A 19,497-nucleotide genomic window follows, 5' to 3' on the forward strand; every position below is an offset into this window, starting at 1 on the left:
GGAACACATTCCTCCTTTTACCGATCTTTCAATATCAAATATAAAAAAAATGAACCAAATCGTTAATCAATTTGGTCCATTTTTTTTAGGTTATATTCATTTTTATCACAAAGCGAGTGTTTAATTAAAAGCCTTTGTCATTATGGCGATTGTTTCTACTAACGATAGTGAATATGGATCTAGTTCAAAAAGTGCTCCCATCGTTGCCCGAGCATTTTCGGCAAGCATTGGTATTTCTTCTTTCTTTATTCCAAAGTCAGACATTTTTAAATTGCGTACACCACATGCTTCTTGAAGTTCAATTAATGCATTTACAAAGGACATAGCACGTTCATCCTCTGGGAGAGAATCTACGTTAACACCCATCGCTCTTGCCATATTAACAAATTTTTCAGGAGACTTTGTGGCAAAGAATGTGAAATATGCTTCTGAAAGCATGATGAGCCCAGCACCATGTGGAAGTTCCGGATGATGTGCACTAAGAGCATGCTCCATTGAATGTTCGGAAGTACAGCTTGATGTTGATTCCACAAATCCAGAAAGGGTATTGGCAAGCGCCACTTGTGTTCGGGCATTAAGATTATTTCCATCCTTCACACATGTTGGAAGATACTTGGCGACTAACTCTATACTTTTCAATGCAAAGGCATCACTGATAGGTGTAGCAATATTAGCTATGTATCCCTCTAGTGCATGGAAAAGTGCATCAAATCCTTGATATGCTGTCAGTTTTTCAGGAACTGTCAGCATTAACTCAGGGTCGACGACCGATAATACTGGGAAGGTGTATTGATTGCCAAACCCTATCTTTTCATTTGTTTCTTCCTTTGTAATAACTGTCCATGGATCGGCTTCGGTACCCGTTCCGGCAGTAGTGGTAATGGCAACGATCGGAAGTGGAGAATTTTGTACAGGTAAAGCCTTCCCTGTTCCACCACTAATGTAATCCCAATAATCACCAGGGTTTTTAGCCATTACAGCAATACTTTTTGCTGAGTCGATACTACTTCCCCCTCCCAATCCGATTACGAAATCACACTTTTCTTCTTTTGCACATTGGGCACCCTCCATTACATGTTTCTTTACAGGATTCGGAAGAATTTTATCAAAAATAAAGTATTCAATTTCCTTACTTTCAAGAATGCTTGTTAGCCGATCTATATATCCATTTTCTTTTACTGATTTTCCAGCCGAAATAACAATTAACGCTTTTTTGCCTGGCAATGTTTCATGAGCCAGCTCGTTCAATTTTCCGGGACCAAATAATAGTTTAGTTGGAATAAAATAATTAAAATTCATCATACATCCACTCCAATTATTAGTCTATTTTTTTCTAGTATCCTTTTTAAGTATAATATTGTTATTAATTTAAACAAGACTGAAGTTTAATAATTTTCCAGATAATCACATTTTTTCACACCTAATTCCACCTTTGATTATAGGTAGGATTAAACGTTTGATAATACCATCAATTAAATGTATAATTATAGGTATAAACGAACCTATAAAACTTATTGAATCTTAGGAGGAAATTTTATGGTATTGAAAAAAAAGTTGTCCGTAAAGAAATTCGCAAAGTTGGTGGGGCATCATAGCGAGGGGAATATCCGAGTTTTTCGTGAAAGATTAAGATTAAAAGGCATTATAAAAAACAATGAACCGCTGACTGAAGATTTGGTGCCTGTTTGGAAGGAAATCTTCACTGCCCATGAACAACAAGGCGTTTCCTGGACAGAAGCGATGGATCACGTTATTGACCACTCCGAATACAGTGTTGATCAATCCAAACCACAACCATCTGAAGAAGTCATTACATCAAAAAATGATGAAAAAATGGATGAGATCATAACTCTTTTAAATGAAATTCTTGTGGAATTGAGAAAAGAAAAAGTTTTCAATAATCAATAATCCAATTTCATAAAAAACAAGCGTAAACAAATTACTTACGCTTGTTTTTTTTAAATATACCTTGCACTATGATTCCACACAATCCACTTACATCCTCTGATGGACTTTATTCTTCATCTTCTGAAACAACATTCAACATCTCATATAACAATTTTTGACTATCGATCATGGGTTGGTCCTGTAATCTTTTTACGTAATCATATTCACCAATCGAATTTTGTAATCGTGCCTTCACATTATCTGATAGAAGAAGTGACAGGGTCGTTTTGATCCTTTTCTTTAATAGTCCTTCAAAAACTGGAAATAATATTTCTACTCTTTTATCCAAGTTCCGGGTCATCATATCTGCAGAAGATAAGAATATTTTTTCTTCGCCATTTTGATGAAAATAATAAATTCGACTATGTTCCAAAAATCGTCCAACAATACTTCTTACTGTTATATTTTCGCTTACTCCTTTTATTCCTGGACGTAGGCAACATGTCCCCCGGACAATTAAATCAACTTCAACTCCAGCATTCGATGCTTCGTAGAATTTCATAATCAATTTCTTATCCGTTAAAGAATTCATTTTCGCGACGATTTTCCCGTTACCATATCTTTTATGGTAGTCTATTTCATCACTAAATAACTGGATAAAATCTTTTCGAATATCAAATGGAGCAACTGAAAGATGGTGAAAATTCGGCTTCTCCGTGTATCCACTTAAATAATTAAAAAAGTTCGTCGCATCAATACCGAATTTTCGTTTCGAAGTAATTAACCCCATATCAGTATATGTTTTTGCCGTTGCATCATTATAATTACCTGTTCCAAGGTGTACAAAGCGTTGGATGTTATTGTTTTTTCGTCTAACAACAAGAGTTATTTTACTGTGTGTTTTTAATGAGGACATTCCGTAGATAACATGGCATCCTGCTTTTTCTAATTCTTTTGCCCATTGTACATTATTTTCTTCATCAAATCGTGCTTTTAATTCAACCAATACGGTCACTTGTTTACCGTGTTCGGCGGCTTTTTCTAATGCTTTTATAACAGGTGAATTACCACTCACTCGGTATAGTGTTTGCTTGATTGCTAACACATCAGGATCCACTGCAGCTTCCGTAACAAAATCAATTACAGGTTCAAAAGATTCATAAGGATGATGCAATAGGATGTCTCGTTTGGATACTACATCAAAAATATTCTCAAGCGAACTTAAATCTTGAGGAGGCTTTGGAATCATCACATCATATACTAAATGTTCTTTTTCTTTAGCGAAAGTTTTATAAAAACTAAATAAAAAGGTTAAATCCAGAAATCCATTCATTATATAGGTATCTTTTTTATGTACCTCAAGTTCATCTTGAAGATATCGTAAGATTTTTTCATCACAAGTGTCCGATTTGATTTCTAGCCTTACAGCTGCTCCCCATTTTCGCTTTTTTAGCTCATCTTCTATCTCCTTTAATAAATCTCTAGCGCCTTCCTCATGAATCGTCATATCTGCATTCCGTGTAATCCGGAACTGAGTTAGGGTCTTTACATGGTGCCCTTTAAACAATTTTTCGATTTGGTAGCTAATGATATCTTCAAGCATGACAATCATGTGCTTTTCCTGATCTGTGGGTAATAGTATGAATCTATCTAATACTGCAGGAACCTGAACAATTGCTAATTTTTCCTTACAATCCGCAAATTCTTCTTTATCTTCAATTAATATAGCAAGATTTAAACTTTTATTTAATAGCATTGGAAAAGGCCGATATGCATCAATCGCCATCGGTGTTAAAACTGGAAATATATGTATATCAAAATAATTTTCAAGATATTCTCTTAATTCCCCTGATAATTGGTCAATCCTATCAACAAACTCAATCTTTTCACCCTTTAGTTCTGGAATTAATTCAGAAAAGGTTTCATATTGTAATTCTACCAATTTATGATTCTTCATGGATATGGTCGCAAGCTGAGTTTTGGGAGTTAAGCCCGCTTTATTATCTGGTTTGTTAAACCCTGCCTGAACCTGGTCTTTAAGCCCAGCGACTCGAACCATGAAAAATTCGTCCAAATTCGAACTAAAAATGGCAAGAAATTTAAGTCGCTCTAACAAAGGATTGTTTGGATCAATGGCTTCCTCCAAAACACGTTCGTTGAATGCCAGCCAACTTAATTCTCTATTGTTGTAATATATATGATTATCGAGTTGAAGTTTTTTTGCCATATTTGTAACCACTGAAATACACATCCTCATTACTAAGAAAATTCACATAATTATAATATTAACACAAGAGTCTGAATGGATATTAATTCCATGTTAAAACTTTGTTAATTTATTGTAAATATTCAGTGTTTTTTTGAAAACTAATAAGAATGTTCATTTTTAATAATTTTTCTAACTGTTTTTTTTGCTTTTCAACCTGGTATTCTTCTGGTTTCCAGTCTTTATTACAGGATGCTTTCAACGTAAGACAATCATTATCGAAATTTAATTCCACACTTTCTACAATGTTTCTCTTTGTACTATTTAGATTAAAAGCTAATTTTAGGATTGCTCCAAGTAAGCGTATTTTTTTTTGTTCAATTTTGGAAAACCAATTCTGATAGGGCTCAATATATTGCCGAAACAGTGATTTATTTTTATATGAGGCAATAAGGGCAAGTTTGATTCGTTCCTTTTGATTCATTCCATCAATTCTGCGGTTGACGAGCAAATAAAAAGTGTGTTCGCTACTTGATTCATAATAAACGTATTCACCAAAATTATAGATGGAGGCAGCCTTTTTAAGAAAGAAATAGTCTGTTTCGGAGAAATCTGTTAAATTAAGGTCTCGCAATTGGATAAAAATAGAATCTGCAATTTTTGACAACTGATTTGCATGCTCTAAACTCAACCTATAATCTTGAGATAGTTCATACAGACTTTGTTCGATTACATTTGGAAACGTTTTATATCCATTTGGTTTCGTTAATTCTTTATAAAAAACCCCATCACGTAAACCTTTGCCACTTAAAATAAAAATAGGCGCCTCTGTAACTTTGACGATTGATTCGAATACATCAACTGCAGGAAGGATGATATCTACACGATCATTGGATAATCCCTCTACTTTTTGTAATTGTGCATAGGATAAATTTGATAGGTACTGGTTAACATCTTCTATTTCTTTTAATACCATTTCATATTGATGAATGTCTGCTAACGGATATTTTCGCAATGCCTGATGGATTTGCGCTAGGTTTCGAGCACTCCCCCCCATCGCAATGATTGGAACCTGTTTACTTCTCAACCATGTAAGAGATTCGAAATTTTTTTGAACAAAATCCTTTATCTGATCCAACTCATCTTCTGTAGGGGTATTTCCAGAGATAAATCGATTTTTTAATGACAATGCTCCGAACGGAAAACTATGATAGTTTTCAATTTCACGATTTTTAAAATAAGTTACTTCTGTACTTCCTCCACCTATATCAATTGTGATTGCTTCTTCAATCGAGAAAGAATGGATTACAGCAAAATATCCGTAATAGGCTTCCTCATATTCTGATAGAATTCTGACTGTGAAACCAGTTTGTTTGGCCACTTCCTTCAGGATTTGTTCTTGATTACCTGCTTGCCGTATAGTTGCTGTAGCTACACACATAACTTCCTTTACATTGTGGTAGCTTGTAACCTCTTTGAAACAAAGTAATGTATTAATTAATAAGGAGATACCATTAAAAGTAAGGATCCCTTCCTGTGTTAAATGTTGATGTAATCGTGCTACAATCTTAACGTTTTCTATTTCTTTTAACTGCCCGCTATTATCACGTTTAAATATAACAAGCCTGACTGAATTTGATCCAATATCAATGATTCCGAATTCATCATACAACGCCAATCATCTACCTTTTCTATTGAAGTTTTCTTTAATGCGCACAAATGTCAATATTTATTTTATGATATTGAATTGATAGAATCTATAGCATTTACATAATATTTACAATCGCATGTTGTTTTTAGGGTAAAAGTACTATGAATATAGTGTTTATTAGAAGTGTCAATCACTCTGAGTTTTAAGATCATTCCTTTCTTCCAACCCAGTTGGAGCAGTTGCATTCATTATTTCTCTTTCCAATTCATTACTGTATCGGGCTATTTCAATATTGGACCAATTAAAAGTATTAGCCATAAAAGCAATCACTTGGTTTTTGTTTTTCAAAACTAAATCGATATCAAATAATAAATCGCCTGTTCTGCGGAAAAAGAAATCAACAGGTGTAGCAATCATTTCATTCTCAATCGCATAAACTAGCTTGCAAAATGTTAAGATTGGCAATTTGAAGCGGTTTGCATCCTCACGTCTCTCTTTAGCTATTTTGAAAAGCGCCGGAACATTGGAACCATAAATTGAGGCTAAATGCTGAGCTTCTTTTTTCGTTAAACCTAATTGCATCCCAACTGTTTCTTGGGTTACTAAGAATTGGGGGAATCTAAGCGAACCGCTAACATCACCACCAGAAATCGGCAAATTTCTTGTTTCACAACTTCTAAAAGATTGCTTGTTATTTGCTAATTTTTTAGCCACCAAGTTTGTAACGGTTTCTGCCATTTTCCGATATCCAGTTAATTTACCGCCCGCTATTGTAATTAATCCTGAATCTGAAACCCAAATTTCATCCTTGCGGGAAATCTCAGACGGATCCTTTCCTTCTTCATAAATCAGAGGTCTTAAGCCAGCCCAGCTTGATTCTACGTCTTCTTCTGTTACATTGACATCAGGAAACATATAATGGATCGCATTTAGAATATAGGTCCGATCACTTTCTGTCATCCCAGGATGTGTCACATCCCCATTGTAAAATGTGTCAGTGGTACCTACATACGTTTTACCATCTCTCGGGATCGCAAACACCATTCTTCCATCTGCTGTATCAAAATAGACTGCCTGCTTCAATGGGAACCTTGATTGATCAATTACAACGTGGACTCCTTTTGACAGTTTCAATTGTTTCCCAATTTTCGAATGATCTTTTTCACGGATAAAATCTACCCATGGCCCTGTTGAATTCACAACTTCTTTTGCCCTAATGGTAAAGTGCTCTCCATTTAATTCATTACGAATAATAGCACCTGCCACTTTTCCGTTATCGTAATACAATGCATCAGCCTTCGCATAATTCAGTCCTATGGCACCTTTTTCAATTGCTGCTTTAAGGACTTCAATTGTTAATCTGGCATCATCAGTACGGTACTCAACATATACGCCACCACCTTTTAATCCTTCCTTTTTTAATAACGGTTCACGTTTTAATGTTTCAGCTGCATCAAGCATTGTTCTTCGTTCATTCTTTTTAACTCCAGCCAAAAAGTCGTAAACCATTAAACCAATTGATGTAGTAAATTTCCCAAATGTACCCCCTTTGTGTATAGGAAGTAGCATCCACTCTGGAGTGGTTACGTGAGGTCCATTTTCGTTTACAACCGCTCTTTCTTTTCCAACATCAGCCACCATTTTGACTTCAAATTGTTTCAAATACCGTAAACCGCCATGGACGAGCTTAGTTGAGCGACTTGAAGTTCCAGCAGAAAAATCTTGCATATCGACGATTGCAACCTTCATCCCTCTTGCAGCAGCATCTAGGGCAATTCCTGCCCCAGTTATTCCGCCCCCCAATATCAAAAGGTCAAAGCTTTCATTTGTTAGTTTTTCAATATGTCCTTGTCTATCAAGATTTGAAAATTTCATTTTGTCTCCTCCTTATATAAAAAGAGACCAAAAACACAATACCGCCTTGCGATAATGGATTTTTGGTCTCTCCGAGGTCTCTTACCGAGTTATTAACTTGATTTGATCATAACACTTCTTTTCTAAAAAAAACAATAAGCTTTTAATATGTCGTTATATTTTTTATTTGGGCTCTGTTAATCTAGAATGTTGATTTCCGTTCCAGGCGCTTCGCGCACCTTAGGGGCGGGCGGTGAGCCTCCTCGGCGCTTAAGCGCCTGCGGGGTCTCACCTGTCCCGCTGCTCCCGCAGGAGTCTCGCACCTTCCACTCCAATCAACATTGTGAAAAAAATCAACATTGAGCTTTAACACAGCCTTTATTTAAACACCATTGCTGCTTGAACTGCTTTTTTCCAGCCTGTATAAAGTTGATCCCTCTGTGTTGCTTCCATTGCTGGTTCGAAGGAATGTTCAATGGCCCATTGCTTAGCAATTTCTTCCTTACTTTTCCAAAACCCTACTGCCAAGCCTGCTAAATATGCTGCTCCAAGTGCAGTCGTTTCATTTATAGATGGTCTTTCGACTGGTACATTTAATATGCCGCATTGGAATTCCATTAAGAAATCATTTTTAACAGCCCCACCATCAACACGTAAGGTTCTTAGCTCAATCCCAGAGTCTGCTTCCATCGCAGATAATACATCTTTAGTTTGATACGCAAGTGATTCTAGAGTTGCCCGGATAAAATGCTCCTTTGTGGTACCACGTGTTAAACCGAACACTGCTCCGCGGACATCACTATCCCAATACGGTGTGCCAAGTCCAACAAAAGCAGGAACGACATAAACCCCATCTGATGACTGTACTCTTTTTGCGTATTCCTCACTGGCTTTGGCATCTTTTAACATTCTTAATCCATCTCGGAGCCATTGAATGGCAGAACCTGCCACAAAAATACTGCCTTCTAGTGCATATTCTACTTTCCCGTTTAGTCCCCAAGCAATAGTCGTTAATAATCCATGTTCAGAGTGAACGGATTTTTCACCCGTATTCATTAACATAAAGCATCCCGTACCGTAAGTGTTTTTAGCCATACCTTGGTCGAAGCATGCTTGCCCGAATAAAGCAGCTTGCTGGTCACCAGCCGCTCCAGCGATTGGTACTTCTCTACCAAAGAAATGATAATCAACTGTGTGGGCATAGATTTCTGAAGAAGGACGTACTTCTGGTAGCATTGAGGCTGGAACCGTAAGAATCTCAAGGAGCTCCTCGTCCCATTTCAACTCGTGAATGTTGTACATCAATGTTCTTGAAGCATTTGAATAATCTGTAACATGGGCTTTCCCACCAGATAACTTCCAAATAATCCATGTATCAATCGTCCCAAACAATAACTTTCCTTCTTTTGCCTGTTGACGGACCCCTTCAACATTGTCTAGAATCCACTTTACTTTTGTTCCCGAAAAATAGGCATCAATTAATAAACCTGTTTTATCTCTAAACAAATCATTGTAACCTTTACCTTTTAGCTCATCACAAATTTCGCTAGTTTGTCTAGATTGCCAAACAATTGCATTATATACGGGAATACCCGTTTCTTTATCCCAAACAACCGTTGTCTCTCTTTGGTTGGTAATTCCGATTCCTTCTACTTGCTCAGGTTTGGTATTTGATTCAGATAAACATGTTGCAATGACTGCTAAAATAGATCCCCAGATTTCGTTTGCATTATGTTCGACCCAACCTGGCTTTGGAAAATATTGAGTAAATTCTTTCTGTGAAATATGAACAATTTCACCCTTTTTATTGAATAAAATTGCCCTTGAGCTAGTTGTCCCCTGATCTAATGATAAGATATATTTTTCCATCATTAATCCCCCAATTAATTTTTTATAAGTATATTCTGTGAGTAATTTATGCAGCCACCCTTATTTTCCTTACATCCTTTTTCTTATTGCCAGTAATAGCCGCAACCACTTATTAGAACCACCTTAACTCGGTTAATCCCTCTGTGAATTTATTTGCTCATATGAACATTATCCCAAAAACTAGAGTAAAAGTACCTATGATTTCACTTAAAAGGTTAAAAATGTATGAAGTATTGCAGAACCTGTTGCGAACATACAAAGTTTTACTGCCATTAATTATTATTATTTTACAAAAATATTTTTTATACAAATGATTGCATAAATACACAATAACGATTAAAATGAATTATGTTGATAAAAACAATAATAGTTTAATTGGATGTTCATCAAAGAAAACATAAATTTAGGAGGATTAATAAAATGAAACAAAAATTTAAGATTATGGTTGTTCTATTATTTTCGTTAACATTGATACTCTCAGCATGTGGTTCAAATAAAAATAATGCTGATGAAAAAGGAAACAGTTCACAGGAAACAAAGAAAATTCTTCGTGTTGTTACGGCGGCAGAATATGCTCCATTTGAATATATGGACAAGGGTGAAGTCGTAGGTTTTGATGTGGATTTAGTAAATGCTGTAGCAAAAGAAGCTGGCTATCAGGTTAAGGTAGATAATGTTGGTTGGGACCCTATCTTTGTAGAGATTAAAGGAAAAAGAGCGGACTTAGCAGCTTCAGCTATTACCATCAATGAAGATAGAAAACAAAGTTATGATTTCACTTCCCCTTACTTTTTGTCGACAAATATGATTATGGTCCAGGAAGGCAGTAACATCAAAACGGCGGCAGACCTAAAGGATAAAAAAGTTGCAGTTCAAAATGGCACCACCGGTCAAGACGCAGTTGAAGGAATGTTTGGTAAGAAAAACGAAAACATTAAGAAGTTTGAGAACATCCCATTAGCCATTATGGAATTGAAAAATGGTGGTGTTGATGCTGTAGTGGCTGATAATACTGTTGTTGAGGAATATGTTAAAAACAATCCGAAGGACAAGCTCGTCGTAATTGAAGATGAGAGTGCATTTGAAGCAGAATATTACGGATATTTATTACCAAAAGGCAGCAAACTAAAAACTGATTTGGATACAGCTCTTACAACCATACTGGAAAATGGCACTTACACAAAAATCTACAAGCAGTGGTTTGGCGTTGAGCCTAATTTAGAAAAATTAAAAGCCCAACAATAATAAGTGTTAGAAAATAGATTCGTAGTTTGGGGGTCCCAAAAATGGGACCCCCAATTTATTTCTCTATAGATTTTGCTCATGCTTAGCCTAAAAATTCATCTTTGATTGTCCACCATCTACATTAATACTTGCTCCAACAATCCAAGAAGCTTTATCCGATGCCAAAAAAATAGCAACATTTGCTATTTCCTCTGGCGTACCGAAACGCCCCGCTGGAATATCATGCATAACAAACTTATTTATCTTATCGGGATCCTCTTTGAGGCGTTTGATCCAATTTCCTGTTTCATGAAGAATGCTCCCAGGTGCAATGCTGTTAACCCGAATCCCATTTGAGATAACCTCGTCTGCCAAACCTTTAGTAAAGCTTATAAGAGCAGATTTTGCATTATTGTATGTGGTTTTGCCTCCGCTTTCTCTTCCATAGACCGACGTAATATTAATGATTGAACCACTCCGGCGTAGTTTCATATCATCAACAGCAAGTTTACTTAAATGAACAGCCGAAAAAAAATTCAGCTCCATTGCTTCATAATATAAGTCCATTGCTGTTTCTGTCGCACTACCTCCATTACTACCACCTGCATTATTGATTAGGATATCGATTGAACCATTCTGTTCGATATAAGATTGAATCAGATTTATTCGTTCAGCAGCTTTCAAAATATCAACTTGGAAAAGGGAAACATCCCCACCTAACTCTTCTTTTGCTTTTTCTAAAAAAACTAAATCGCGTGCAGCAATTGATACGTTCGCTCCCTCTGAAATAAAGGCTTTCGCAATTGCTTTTCCGATTCCTTTTGAACCACCTGTAATTAGTACGTTTTTTCCTTTTAATTGAAGGTCCATTCATATCACTCCGATTATGTATAAATAATATCTCAAACTAATATATCAGGGTTTACTTGTAGCTCTGTTAATTTTATATGTGGTTGATTTTCCGCTCCAGGATGCTCGCTTTCCGCGGGGCGGGCGGTGAGCCTCCTCGTCGCTAAAGCTCCTGCGGGGTCTCACCTGTCCCGCTGCTCCCGCAGGAGTCTCGCACCTTCCGCTCCAATAAACTTCTTTACCTATAAAAAAAATAGCAATCTTTCATAAAAAACCTAATTTTATTATACACTTTTCAGGAAAGTACTTTACATCATCTGACAAGAGTTTATTTGGGCAAACGGGTTAACACTTCACGAATCGGAATCGCTAATCCCTCGGGATTTTCCCTTTTCGTTAGTTTTGGTACGGTTGTGGCAAACACCACTCCCACCACTTTTCCTTCTTTATTTATGACAGGACTACCGCTATTTCCCCGAAATATGGGAGCTGTCAACGCAAGGATAGGAGCTTCTATTTTTTCTACTACCTCATATCCAATCATTTCACCTTGATTGGCAATTTGATAATACCCCAAAGGATTTCCGATAACATAAACAGAATCCCCTTCTGTTAACCTGGAATCCCTTCCTAACGGTAAAACGGGGAGGTTTTTCCCTTTTATATCTAAGAACGCTAAATCTACTTCAGGATAGCCATGAACGAGAGTCGCTTTAAACACTTGTCCATCGGGAAAATAAACCAAAATTGGTTTCATCTTTTCAATCACATGATAATTCGTGATAATGTATCCATCCGCAACTATATTAAAACCAGTTCCTTTTGAATCGCTTCCCTCAACGGAAACGACAGCTTTTTTATATTGTTGAATATCCTTTTGTTTAGATAATTGGTAGGAGGTTTTTACAAAATGAAAGGCAGGTAGATTGAAAATACTTGAAAATGAAGAAAAGCTACTGATCAAGAACATAAAGGCTATTATCATTGCCACGGACCGAATCATAATGGAGCGGCGCTTCTTTTTTTGCTCACTGTGAGGGTCCACTTCCTCAACTAAAAAATCTTCAAAGGCTGGTTCAGTAAACTCACTTTTTTCATCGTTTTTTTTGTCCATTATATTCCCTCGTTCAGCGTCGTTTATCCTTCACGTTAAAAATTTATTTATCTGGATTACTCTTATAGAAGATCAATGATAATAAATGAATTTGATTTGAAATAATTACTATTTTAATAAGGATTTCATAATGTCTCTCACCCACTGGTGTTGATCCTTCCAACAATTCCAAACATCATCCATCCAATTTCGGAGCATAACATCACGTTTTTCTCCAGGTTCTTCCTTTAAAACATCGTAAACTGTTATGGAATAGTGCTTATTCGGAGGTTGCAATCCCTGCCAGTTATATTTTTGTTTTGATAGTAACATATGTATATGTTGTACTTGCTTTCCTGTATACCCGTGTTCAATCGCATAATATAATCCAATTAATGAGTATGCGGTTGTTATGTTTTTCATCCCACTACCAGAATGCTGTGCACTGTATGTATCAATAGCATGCTGGTGATTGAAATAAATGTCCTGTTTATTCAGCGTGTATGTGCTAAGTTCACTATATTTTTGATAGCATTCACCTGTAGCGTTGTATCGATTAGGTAATACAATTTGTTGATCAGGGAGGGTTAAACCACAACCTGGGCATTTAATCATTTTGGTACCCATTATTACCACCTTTTTCATTAGTCTACATAGCTTCAACTATTATTGATATAATTTTACACATTATTCCTAATTAAATGGGTGAAAAATGTGAAAAAAATTTAAAAAAAAACCGTTCAAAAAAGAGACGCTTTGCGTATTGCGAAGTGTCTCTAATGCTATGATTTCTTATTAAATTCCCTATTCGTAGGAGTGCCAGCACCGCCCATATATAATTGATGCCAACACTCATATTTTTTTATCGAACTTTACTTAAATGTTACTTTTACTGAATAGCCAAGGTTGCTAAAAAATTCTTTAAGGATTTTATCTGCACTTTTTTCGGCTGTTTGTAGTAGGCCTATGTCCGTTGCTTCTTTTTTGATTTTCTTTTGTGCTTCGGAGGCGAAGTCAAAACCTTCATCCCACTCAACATTCCCGCGAAACAAGCCCTCGTCTGAAAAAGTTTGTACCTTATCCATCTGAATTGAGGGACCCTGAATGAGCTTTGCATGTGGTAGGACGATTTCAAGTTCTTTAGTTTTATTGTTAATTTTAATATCCTTTGAAGTAATCCCTTTTAAATCAACCCCAGCAAGCACTGTGGCAGGAATAATCAATAATGCCTCCCGTTTTGTTCCAGGGATATCCATTGAAATGTTTTTCCCGAATACCTTATTATCTTCCTGCTCAATTACGACCTTAATATGGGCTTCTGCCGTTGCTAGTGTCGATAATTCCTGAACCTGTTCAACAAATGTTGAGCTTTCTTTTTTTACTAGATTTCCCGAATACAACCATAAGGCTCCAGATATGGCCAACACGATAATAATGGTAAAAATTAATATTTTTAATCCCCATACTTTAAAGATGAGTCTGGCTATAGTACCAGATTTATGAGATACTTTTTCTCTATGTCCAATTGCAGCGGTAGCAGCACTTTCGTTTTGTCCTTCTTTTAACTCGGTCAAAATGCTTTCCAATTGTGCCAACGCAACTTCTTTTTTCCCCACCTAGTTCACTCTCTCTCACTTAATACTAGATTCATATACGATAAACATCTATTATTTTATCACAAATTCACGACATAATCCGACAATCTATATCCACGGTACATCTCCGAATTTAGATGGGACATTCATTTCTTTCCAACCATCTTTCAAACGACAAAAAACCATCCCTTTCCATAAGGATGATTTTGTTTTTAGCATCTTGTTGTAACCTATTTATAAATTTATAAGCCCCCACAAGAAGGGTTATTATTATGTTTTGTTTGATCTTCATCGGTTTCTGATGTAACTGATTCCAAACCGTACCCGGTTGAACTAATTTCCAACCTTTCTTCATTTTGTTTTCTTTTCAAATGCCAACCAGTATTGTGCAATTTACCTTTTTCCATAGGAGCACCACCTCACCATTTTTTATGGATGACCTGTCTACTAAAGGAATAACCTCCCCTTAATAGATTACCGTAACTATTTTTTATAAAAGCGATTCTGCCCCGTCAATAAAAATCTCGCTTCCAGTAATGTGATTAGAGTGAGCGGATGCCAAAAATAAAACTAGATCTGCCACTTGTTCTGGTTTTCCCGGTGCATGTTCTAATGGCTGACTTCCTTCAGGGTATTGGATCGGAATCTTCACCTTTTCCAATTTGTTTTTTTCAGGCCAAGTATTATCATTGATATTTGTTTTAATTGCACCTGGGCAAATCATATTAACTCTTATTTGATATTTAGCCAGTTCCAAGGCTGCCATTTTCCCAAACCCCATCTGGGCAATTTTTGATGTGCTATAGGCTGACATACCGATATTATTATAAATGCGGTTACCATTAATCGAGCTTGTGATGATAATGCTCCCACCGTTTGTCTTCATATGTGGAATGGCATATTTAATACTTAGAAAAGTACTTTTCAAATTATTTGAAATGGTCAGATCCCAATCATCAGGGCTTAGATCTTCAATTGGAGCAACAACTCCATTGATTCCTGCATTAGCAAAGACAATATCGAGCTGACCCCACTTTGCAAAGGTACTTTCAAAACACTCCTTCATAAGTTCCGGAGAAGAAGCATCTGCTTCAAGTACGATAGCCTGGCCACCTATTTCTACAATTTCCTGATTGACTTGTTGGATGTTTTCTTTGTGCAAATCAACTAACGCAATCTTTGCCCCGTTCTGTGCTAACTTCAATGCGGTGGCCCTACCGATCCCAGAGCCCGCCCCTGTAATCAAGGCAACCTGATTTTGAAGAAGTTTCGCCAAGATGAAAAACCTCCTATACCATAAAATCTTTTTTGCCGGATAAAAATAAATTTCATTGCCTTATTGCTTTTACTTATTTAAATCTGTAATGCAGGCTTGTACAAGTGTTACAACCTGACTCATTGCTGCGCCGCCTCCAAATGCGGCAGATACACCAATTGCTTCAAAAATCTCTTCCTCAGTTGCTCCTTGATCAAGACATCCTTTTGTATGATAGATAATACAATATTCATTTTGTGAAAATACGCTAATCCCTAATGCAATAAGCTGTTTTTCTTTTTGTGATAACTCCCCTTCTTTAAAACATGCCTCTGTAAAAGCATTAAAATGCTGAGCTAAATCTGGCATCTTTTGAGTAAAAGTACCTAAACCTAGCTTATAATCATGTAATATTGCTTCAGTCTCATTTTGTGGTTCAAAAGATTCCATAACATCACTACTCCAATCACTAAATATCATTGTTAGTATGGATTAATATGGTTTAGGTATTCAAAAATTGGACAAAACCAACCATCTTAAAAAAAAAAGTACCAGGAACATCCAATCAACTGGAAATATCCTGGCACTGATTCCTTTTATTTTTTATCGTTCCCAAGTAACCTTCTTTCAGCATCAACAGCTATTCCATCTCTTCTGTTGATAAACGTCGCACGCCAACTTTCGGACAACTCATCAATATCTAGCATTTTGTTTAATCCTTCGATATTACCTTTTTCGTGGTGCATAATCAGATTCGCATAAGAAACGGTTATTCCTTTAGGGTGGCGGTGCATAAGGGTCAGTCCCAACTCTTTGGAAACAGTCCCTTCTTTGAGAACTCTACAATAAAATCCAGTGTATCCCGTTTGTTGAATTTTAATAGGAAGGTCTTCTACACCGTATTTCAGAGATAACTTATAACAAGGTTGCCTTGGCTGACTAATTTGAACAATAGCCTCACCAAATTTGAATATATCTCCAATACAAATATCATCTTCTAGTAAACCCACTGTTGTAAGATTCTCACCGAAAGCTCCATATGATAATGGCCGTTTCAACTCTTTTTCCCAATGAACATAATGCTCATAGGGATAAACACAAATAGCCTTATCTTTACCACCATGATGAACTAAATCCGCTTGTTCATCCCCCGAAAAATTTAGTGTTGAAAGAAATAGCGGCTTTTCTACCGGCTTCTTATTAATCCCTGAAGAAATCCCCCTAGTTTTAAACTCTAAAGAAACTGGTTTTCCAATGTTAATAGATTTTATCACCGCAGAGCTCATTCTATCACCTCTTAAAAGTTAGTTTAACATTTACTAATTCTATTATAAAAAACGGTAACCAACTTTGGGAAACTTAATTTTAATTTCCTGGGTAAGCGCAGAAATAGACATCTTCATACATAAAAATATGGCAAACGACTTATCTATGTCGAACCCCAATAATACTTAATATTTACCTTAATCTACTGTTTTTGATGACTCCCGCAAAATAAATATCGACAAAATAAAGCAATCTTCGAGCAAGATTTAAATACATGTCACCCTAAAATGGCGAAAATATGTCATAATAAGAGTAAGGAATAAAAATTGGTTACGTATTAGAAAGGGTGTTCTCCATGGGGAATGAAATTGAAACGATTTATTATTTAGAAAATCCAGAGAAAGATCTTAAAACACTTGCGACAGGCTCCCAGTTAAAATACGACGATATCATTAAAGATGTTTTCGGCGTTGCATCTATAAAAGACCTACCAATGATGATCCAATATAACAAAAGCTTTCAGGATAGCATTTGTAGTAGTAAAGGGGTCAGTGAAAACGAAATCACATTGGAAATGGTGCTCCGTATAGCTTCTGAAATGGAATTGCTCCAATTACGAAAAAAATATGTTGACCAAATTGACAATGGTGAGAATTTGGAACTACAAGAATCCCCATTCCCCTTCGATCCTATTATTAGATTACGTGAAGGAATTTTCAAATGGGATCAAAAAAACCTTTCGTACGATATGGTAAAAATATCCTAGATTTTATTATCTGTGTCCAAGAAGTATACTTTCGGACACTTTCTTTTTGTCTTTATTCATAATCATAATTGGTTTAACTGTAACGCCACTCTTTTTAGTCCCCAACTGTAATGTTCACTCTTAACCTACGGCGATTGGATTTAACTTCAAACAGTCTAATTTCCTTTACGTTAATAAGTATCCGGCACGACATCAAAACTTTTCCCATACTTATAAATAAGATGAAATATCTATCCAATATTGGAATGGGAAAGTTGTGGTGCTACTAAGATGGAAAAGAACCATGTTGTTGACTATTCTTTTCAAAATCTGCAGGAAAATGGTATGTCCTTTGAGCAGGTCTTTATGCGAATTAAGGAGTTTATGAAATTGTATCCAAGTGGAAATTTCCGGTTGATGATCGGAACTGATTCCCAAGTTCATAAAACAAAAACTGTTTTTATTACCGGTATTGTGATTCAAAATCAAGGAAAAGGCGTGTGGGCGTGTATTAGAAAGGTGACCATTCCAAGGAAAATGACCCATTTACACGAACGCATTTCGTTTGAATTATCATTAACAGAGGAAATTGTTTCATTGTTTGATGAAAATGGAAAGGAACAGTTAATTCATATTATTTTGCCGTATCTTTACCAAGGAGCTACCTTTACGATGGAAGGTCATATCGATATTGGGGCAGGGAAACGAAATAAGACCAGTGCTTTTGTGAAAGAGATGGTCACTAGAATGGAATCCATGGGTATTGAACCGAAGATTAAACCCAATGCATTCGTGGCCTCGAGCTATGCGAATCGATATACAAGGTAAAAACAGCCCTACGTTAATTACATGTAGGGCTGTTAATGATTAATTTAGATTGTCAGCTAATTCTGATCACACTAAGTTCATTCGCCAACAATTTTAGCATCTTTTGTCATTTCTTTTGTTACAGTGATCCCCTCTTGCGCTGCTGCCTTCTTGTTGATGTAAAGCTCCAGATTTTTTGGAAAACCGACCGGAATTTCACTCGGTTTTTTCCCTTTTAGAATTTGAACCGCCATCTCTCCAGTGGTGTATCCGAGATCATGGTATTCAAAACCGTATGAAGCAAATGTACCGCGTTTTACTGAATCCCCTTCCCCAACAAAGGTTGGGATTTTATGTTCATTGGATACTTTGATAATCGCCTCAAGGGCTGAAACAACAGTATTGTCTTTCGGAACATATAAAACGTCAACACGGTCAACCAACGATTCCGCTGCTTGTTTCACTTCAGAACTGGTGGCAATGGAGGTTAATACTGGCTCTAAGCCGTTATCTTTTAACGCCTTTTTCGCGTTTTCCACATTCAGAACAGCATTTGATTCACCTGAATTATAAACAATTCCAACTTTTTTTGCATTCGGGAAAAAAGTTTTAATAGACTTAATTGTATTTTTGATTGCATCTGGATGAGTATCCGATGTACCCGTAACATTACCACCTGGGTGGTCTAAGCTTTGGACCAAATCTGCTTTAACTGGGTCAGTTATGGCAGTAAACAGGACTGGAATATCCTTAGTTGATGTTGCCACAGCCTGTGCACTTGATGTAGTAATTGCAAATATTAAATCATTTTTGTCAGCTACTAGATTTTGGGCAATCGTCATATTATTATTTATATCGCCCTGTGAATTCTGGTAATCTATCTTTAAGTTTTTACCCTCCACATACCCCGCATCCTTCAATGCAGAAACAAACCCTTCTCTCGCTGCATCTAAGGCAGGATGCTCAACAAGCTGGATGATACCAATTTTCACGATTTTCTTTTCTTCCTGCTTACTACTACTTTTCTTGCTCCCCGTTCCACATGCCGTGAGCATTAACAACATTCCACATACAATAGCTATGACTATTTTTTTCATTTGTTTTTCCTCCTTGGCTAATTATTAGATTAGTATTTTTTATGTATTGCTAATATAGATAATCATTATTCTTGGTTATCTAAACTGAACTGTCCCCCT

At 36.4% G+C, this 19,497-nt stretch carries 18 protein-coding genes; 4 read left to right on the forward strand and 14 right to left on the reverse strand.

Features of this window, described 5'->3' with window-relative positions; all coding sequences use genetic code 11:
• Nucleotides 1-120: 120 nt before the first annotated feature.
• Nucleotides 121-1,302 (reverse strand): iron-containing alcohol dehydrogenase, encoded by a 1,182-nt coding sequence (locus tag B1NLA3E_RS12435; protein WP_041580498.1) that lies wholly within the window; start codon nucleotides 1,300-1,302, stop codon nucleotides 121-123.
• A 234-nt stretch (nucleotides 1,303-1,536) separates the two neighbouring features.
• On the opposite strand from B1NLA3E_RS12435, the gene B1NLA3E_RS12440 reads away from it, so the two are divergent.
• On the forward strand, nucleotides 1,537-1,908 hold the full coding sequence (locus B1NLA3E_RS12440) for a hypothetical protein (RefSeq protein WP_015594185.1): 372 nt from the start codon (nucleotides 1,537-1,539) through the stop codon (nucleotides 1,906-1,908).
• A gap of 106 nt (nucleotides 1,909-2,014) precedes the next feature.
• On the opposite strand, the gene B1NLA3E_RS12445 is transcribed toward B1NLA3E_RS12440, so the two are convergent.
• The 4 genes from B1NLA3E_RS12445 to glpK form a co-directional block, all read right to left on the reverse strand.
• Entirely contained in the window at nucleotides 2,015-4,114 is a 2,100-nt protein-coding gene (locus tag B1NLA3E_RS12445) for an RNA degradosome polyphosphate kinase (protein WP_015594186.1), read from the reverse strand.
• Nucleotides 4,115-4,223: 109 nt separating this feature from the next.
• Complete coding sequence (gene ppx, locus B1NLA3E_RS12450) at nucleotides 4,224-5,771, reverse strand: exopolyphosphatase (protein WP_015594187.1); 1,548 nt, start codon at nucleotides 5,769-5,771, stop codon at nucleotides 4,224-4,226.
• Between the two features lie 159 nt (nucleotides 5,772-5,930).
• Entirely contained in the window at nucleotides 5,931-7,619 is a 1,689-nt protein-coding gene (locus B1NLA3E_RS12455; RefSeq protein WP_015594188.1) for a glycerol-3-phosphate dehydrogenase/oxidase, read from the reverse strand.
• A gap of 357 nt (nucleotides 7,620-7,976) precedes the next feature.
• Nucleotides 7,977-9,467: a glycerol kinase GlpK gene (glpK, locus tag B1NLA3E_RS12460; protein WP_015594189.1), complete on the reverse strand. Its 1,491-nt coding sequence runs from the start codon at nucleotides 9,465-9,467 to the stop codon at nucleotides 7,977-7,979.
• 420 nt (nucleotides 9,468-9,887) lie between these two features.
• On the opposite strand from glpK, the gene B1NLA3E_RS12465 reads away from it, so the two are divergent.
• Nucleotides 9,888-10,712, forward strand: a complete 825-nt coding sequence (locus tag B1NLA3E_RS12465; RefSeq protein ID WP_015594190.1) for a basic amino acid ABC transporter substrate-binding protein — start codon at nucleotides 9,888-9,890, stop codon at nucleotides 10,710-10,712.
• A gap of 87 nt (nucleotides 10,713-10,799) precedes the next feature.
• Here B1NLA3E_RS12465 and B1NLA3E_RS12470 read toward each other — a convergent pair whose 3' ends face one another.
• From B1NLA3E_RS12470 to B1NLA3E_RS12500, 8 genes are all read right to left on the reverse strand, one after another.
• Complete coding sequence (locus B1NLA3E_RS12470) at nucleotides 10,800-11,561, reverse strand: SDR family NAD(P)-dependent oxidoreductase (protein ID WP_015594191.1); 762 nt, start codon at nucleotides 11,559-11,561, stop codon at nucleotides 10,800-10,802.
• Nucleotides 11,562-11,868: 307 nt separating this feature from the next.
• A complete protein-coding gene (locus B1NLA3E_RS12475) occupies nucleotides 11,869-12,654 on the reverse strand; it encodes a S1C family serine protease (RefSeq protein ID WP_015594192.1) in 786 nt (261 codons plus the stop codon).
• A 108-nt stretch (nucleotides 12,655-12,762) separates the two neighbouring features.
• The gene (locus B1NLA3E_RS12480) at nucleotides 12,763-13,260 is read right to left on the reverse strand and encodes a DUF5946 family protein (protein WP_041580500.1); all 498 of its coding nucleotides are present in this window, start codon (nucleotides 13,258-13,260) and stop codon (nucleotides 12,763-12,765) included.
• A 245-nt stretch (nucleotides 13,261-13,505) separates the two neighbouring features.
• Nucleotides 13,506-14,249: a DUF4230 domain-containing protein gene (locus tag B1NLA3E_RS12485; protein WP_015594194.1), complete on the reverse strand. Its 744-nt coding sequence runs from the start codon at nucleotides 14,247-14,249 to the stop codon at nucleotides 13,506-13,508.
• Nucleotides 14,250-14,470: 221 nt separating this feature from the next.
• Entirely contained in the window at nucleotides 14,471-14,635 is a 165-nt protein-coding gene (locus B1NLA3E_RS25320; RefSeq protein ID WP_187292101.1) for a hypothetical protein, read from the reverse strand.
• Nucleotides 14,636-14,718: 83 nt separating this feature from the next.
• Nucleotides 14,719-15,504, reverse strand: coding sequence for an SDR family oxidoreductase (locus B1NLA3E_RS12490; protein WP_015594196.1), 786 nt, complete (start codon nucleotides 15,502-15,504; stop codon nucleotides 14,719-14,721).
• A gap of 69 nt (nucleotides 15,505-15,573) precedes the next feature.
• On the reverse strand, nucleotides 15,574-15,933 hold the full coding sequence (locus tag B1NLA3E_RS12495) for a carboxymuconolactone decarboxylase family protein (RefSeq protein ID WP_015594197.1): 360 nt from the start codon (nucleotides 15,931-15,933) through the stop codon (nucleotides 15,574-15,576).
• Nucleotides 15,934-16,079: 146 nt separating this feature from the next.
• Nucleotides 16,080-16,769: an MOSC domain-containing protein gene (locus B1NLA3E_RS12500; protein ID WP_041580501.1), complete on the reverse strand. Its 690-nt coding sequence runs from the start codon at nucleotides 16,767-16,769 to the stop codon at nucleotides 16,080-16,082.
• Nucleotides 16,770-17,104: 335 nt separating this feature from the next.
• Between B1NLA3E_RS12500 and B1NLA3E_RS12505 the strand changes: the two genes are divergently transcribed.
• Both B1NLA3E_RS12505 and B1NLA3E_RS12510 read left to right on the forward strand, forming a co-directional pair.
• Complete coding sequence (locus tag B1NLA3E_RS12505) at nucleotides 17,105-17,515, forward strand: hypothetical protein (RefSeq protein ID WP_015594199.1); 411 nt, start codon at nucleotides 17,105-17,107, stop codon at nucleotides 17,513-17,515.
• Nucleotides 17,516-17,785: 270 nt separating this feature from the next.
• A complete protein-coding gene (locus B1NLA3E_RS12510; RefSeq protein WP_015594200.1) occupies nucleotides 17,786-18,322 on the forward strand; it encodes a ribonuclease H-like YkuK family protein in 537 nt (178 codons plus the stop codon).
• Nucleotides 18,323-18,399: 77 nt separating this feature from the next.
• Here B1NLA3E_RS12510 and B1NLA3E_RS12515 read toward each other — a convergent pair whose 3' ends face one another.
• The gene (locus tag B1NLA3E_RS12515) at nucleotides 18,400-19,398 is read right to left on the reverse strand and encodes an ABC transporter substrate-binding protein (protein ID WP_015594201.1); all 999 of its coding nucleotides are present in this window, start codon (nucleotides 19,396-19,398) and stop codon (nucleotides 18,400-18,402) included.
• Nucleotides 19,399-19,497: the final 99 nt, after the last annotated feature.

Source organism: Bacillus sp. 1NLA3E (genome assembly GCF_000242895.2).
Taxonomy (GTDB): Bacteria; Bacillota; Bacilli; order Bacillales; family Cytobacillaceae; genus Bacillus_BU.

Excerpts from the sequence above, each read along its gene's own strand:
- B1NLA3E_RS12495 (WP_015594197.1), bottom strand. The coding sequence starts at position 15,933 with ATGGAATCTTTTGAACCACAAAATGAGACTGAAGCAATATTACATGAT.
- glpK (WP_015594189.1), bottom strand. The coding sequence starts at position 9,467 with ATGGAAAAATATATCTTATCATTAGATCAGGGGACAACTAGCTCAAGG.
- B1NLA3E_RS12435 (WP_041580498.1), bottom strand. The coding sequence starts at position 1,302 with ATGATGAATTTTAATTATTTTATTCCAACTAAACTATTATTTGGTCCC.
- B1NLA3E_RS12470 (WP_015594191.1), bottom strand. The coding sequence starts at position 11,561 with ATGGACCTTCAATTAAAAGGAAAAAACGTACTAATTACAGGTGGTTCA.
- B1NLA3E_RS25320 (WP_187292101.1), bottom strand. The coding sequence starts at position 14,635 with ATGGAAAAAGGTAAATTGCACAATACTGGTTGGCATTTGAAAAGAAAA.
- B1NLA3E_RS12510 (WP_015594200.1), top strand. The coding sequence starts at position 17,786 with ATGGAAAAGAACCATGTTGTTGACTATTCTTTTCAAAATCTGCAGGAA.
- B1NLA3E_RS12500 (WP_041580501.1), bottom strand. The coding sequence starts at position 16,769 with ATGAGCTCTGCGGTGATAAAATCTATTAACATTGGAAAACCAGTTTCT.
- B1NLA3E_RS12515 (WP_015594201.1), bottom strand. The coding sequence starts at position 19,398 with ATGAAAAAAATAGTCATAGCTATTGTATGTGGAATGTTGTTAATGCTC.
- B1NLA3E_RS12480 (WP_041580500.1), bottom strand. The coding sequence starts at position 13,260 with ATGGGTACCAAAATGATTAAATGCCCAGGTTGTGGTTTAACCCTCCCT.
- B1NLA3E_RS12475 (WP_015594192.1), bottom strand. The coding sequence starts at position 12,654 with ATGGACAAAAAAAACGATGAAAAAAGTGAGTTTACTGAACCAGCCTTT.
- B1NLA3E_RS12445 (WP_015594186.1), bottom strand. The coding sequence starts at position 4,114 with ATGGCAAAAAAACTTCAACTCGATAATCATATATATTACAACAATAGA.
- B1NLA3E_RS12465 (WP_015594190.1), top strand. The coding sequence starts at position 9,888 with ATGAAACAAAAATTTAAGATTATGGTTGTTCTATTATTTTCGTTAACA.
- B1NLA3E_RS12505 (WP_015594199.1), top strand. The coding sequence starts at position 17,105 with ATGGGGAATGAAATTGAAACGATTTATTATTTAGAAAATCCAGAGAAA.
- B1NLA3E_RS12440 (WP_015594185.1), top strand. The coding sequence starts at position 1,537 with ATGGTATTGAAAAAAAAGTTGTCCGTAAAGAAATTCGCAAAGTTGGTG.
- B1NLA3E_RS12455 (WP_015594188.1), bottom strand. The coding sequence starts at position 7,619 with ATGAAATTTTCAAATCTTGATAGACAAGGACATATTGAAAAACTAACA.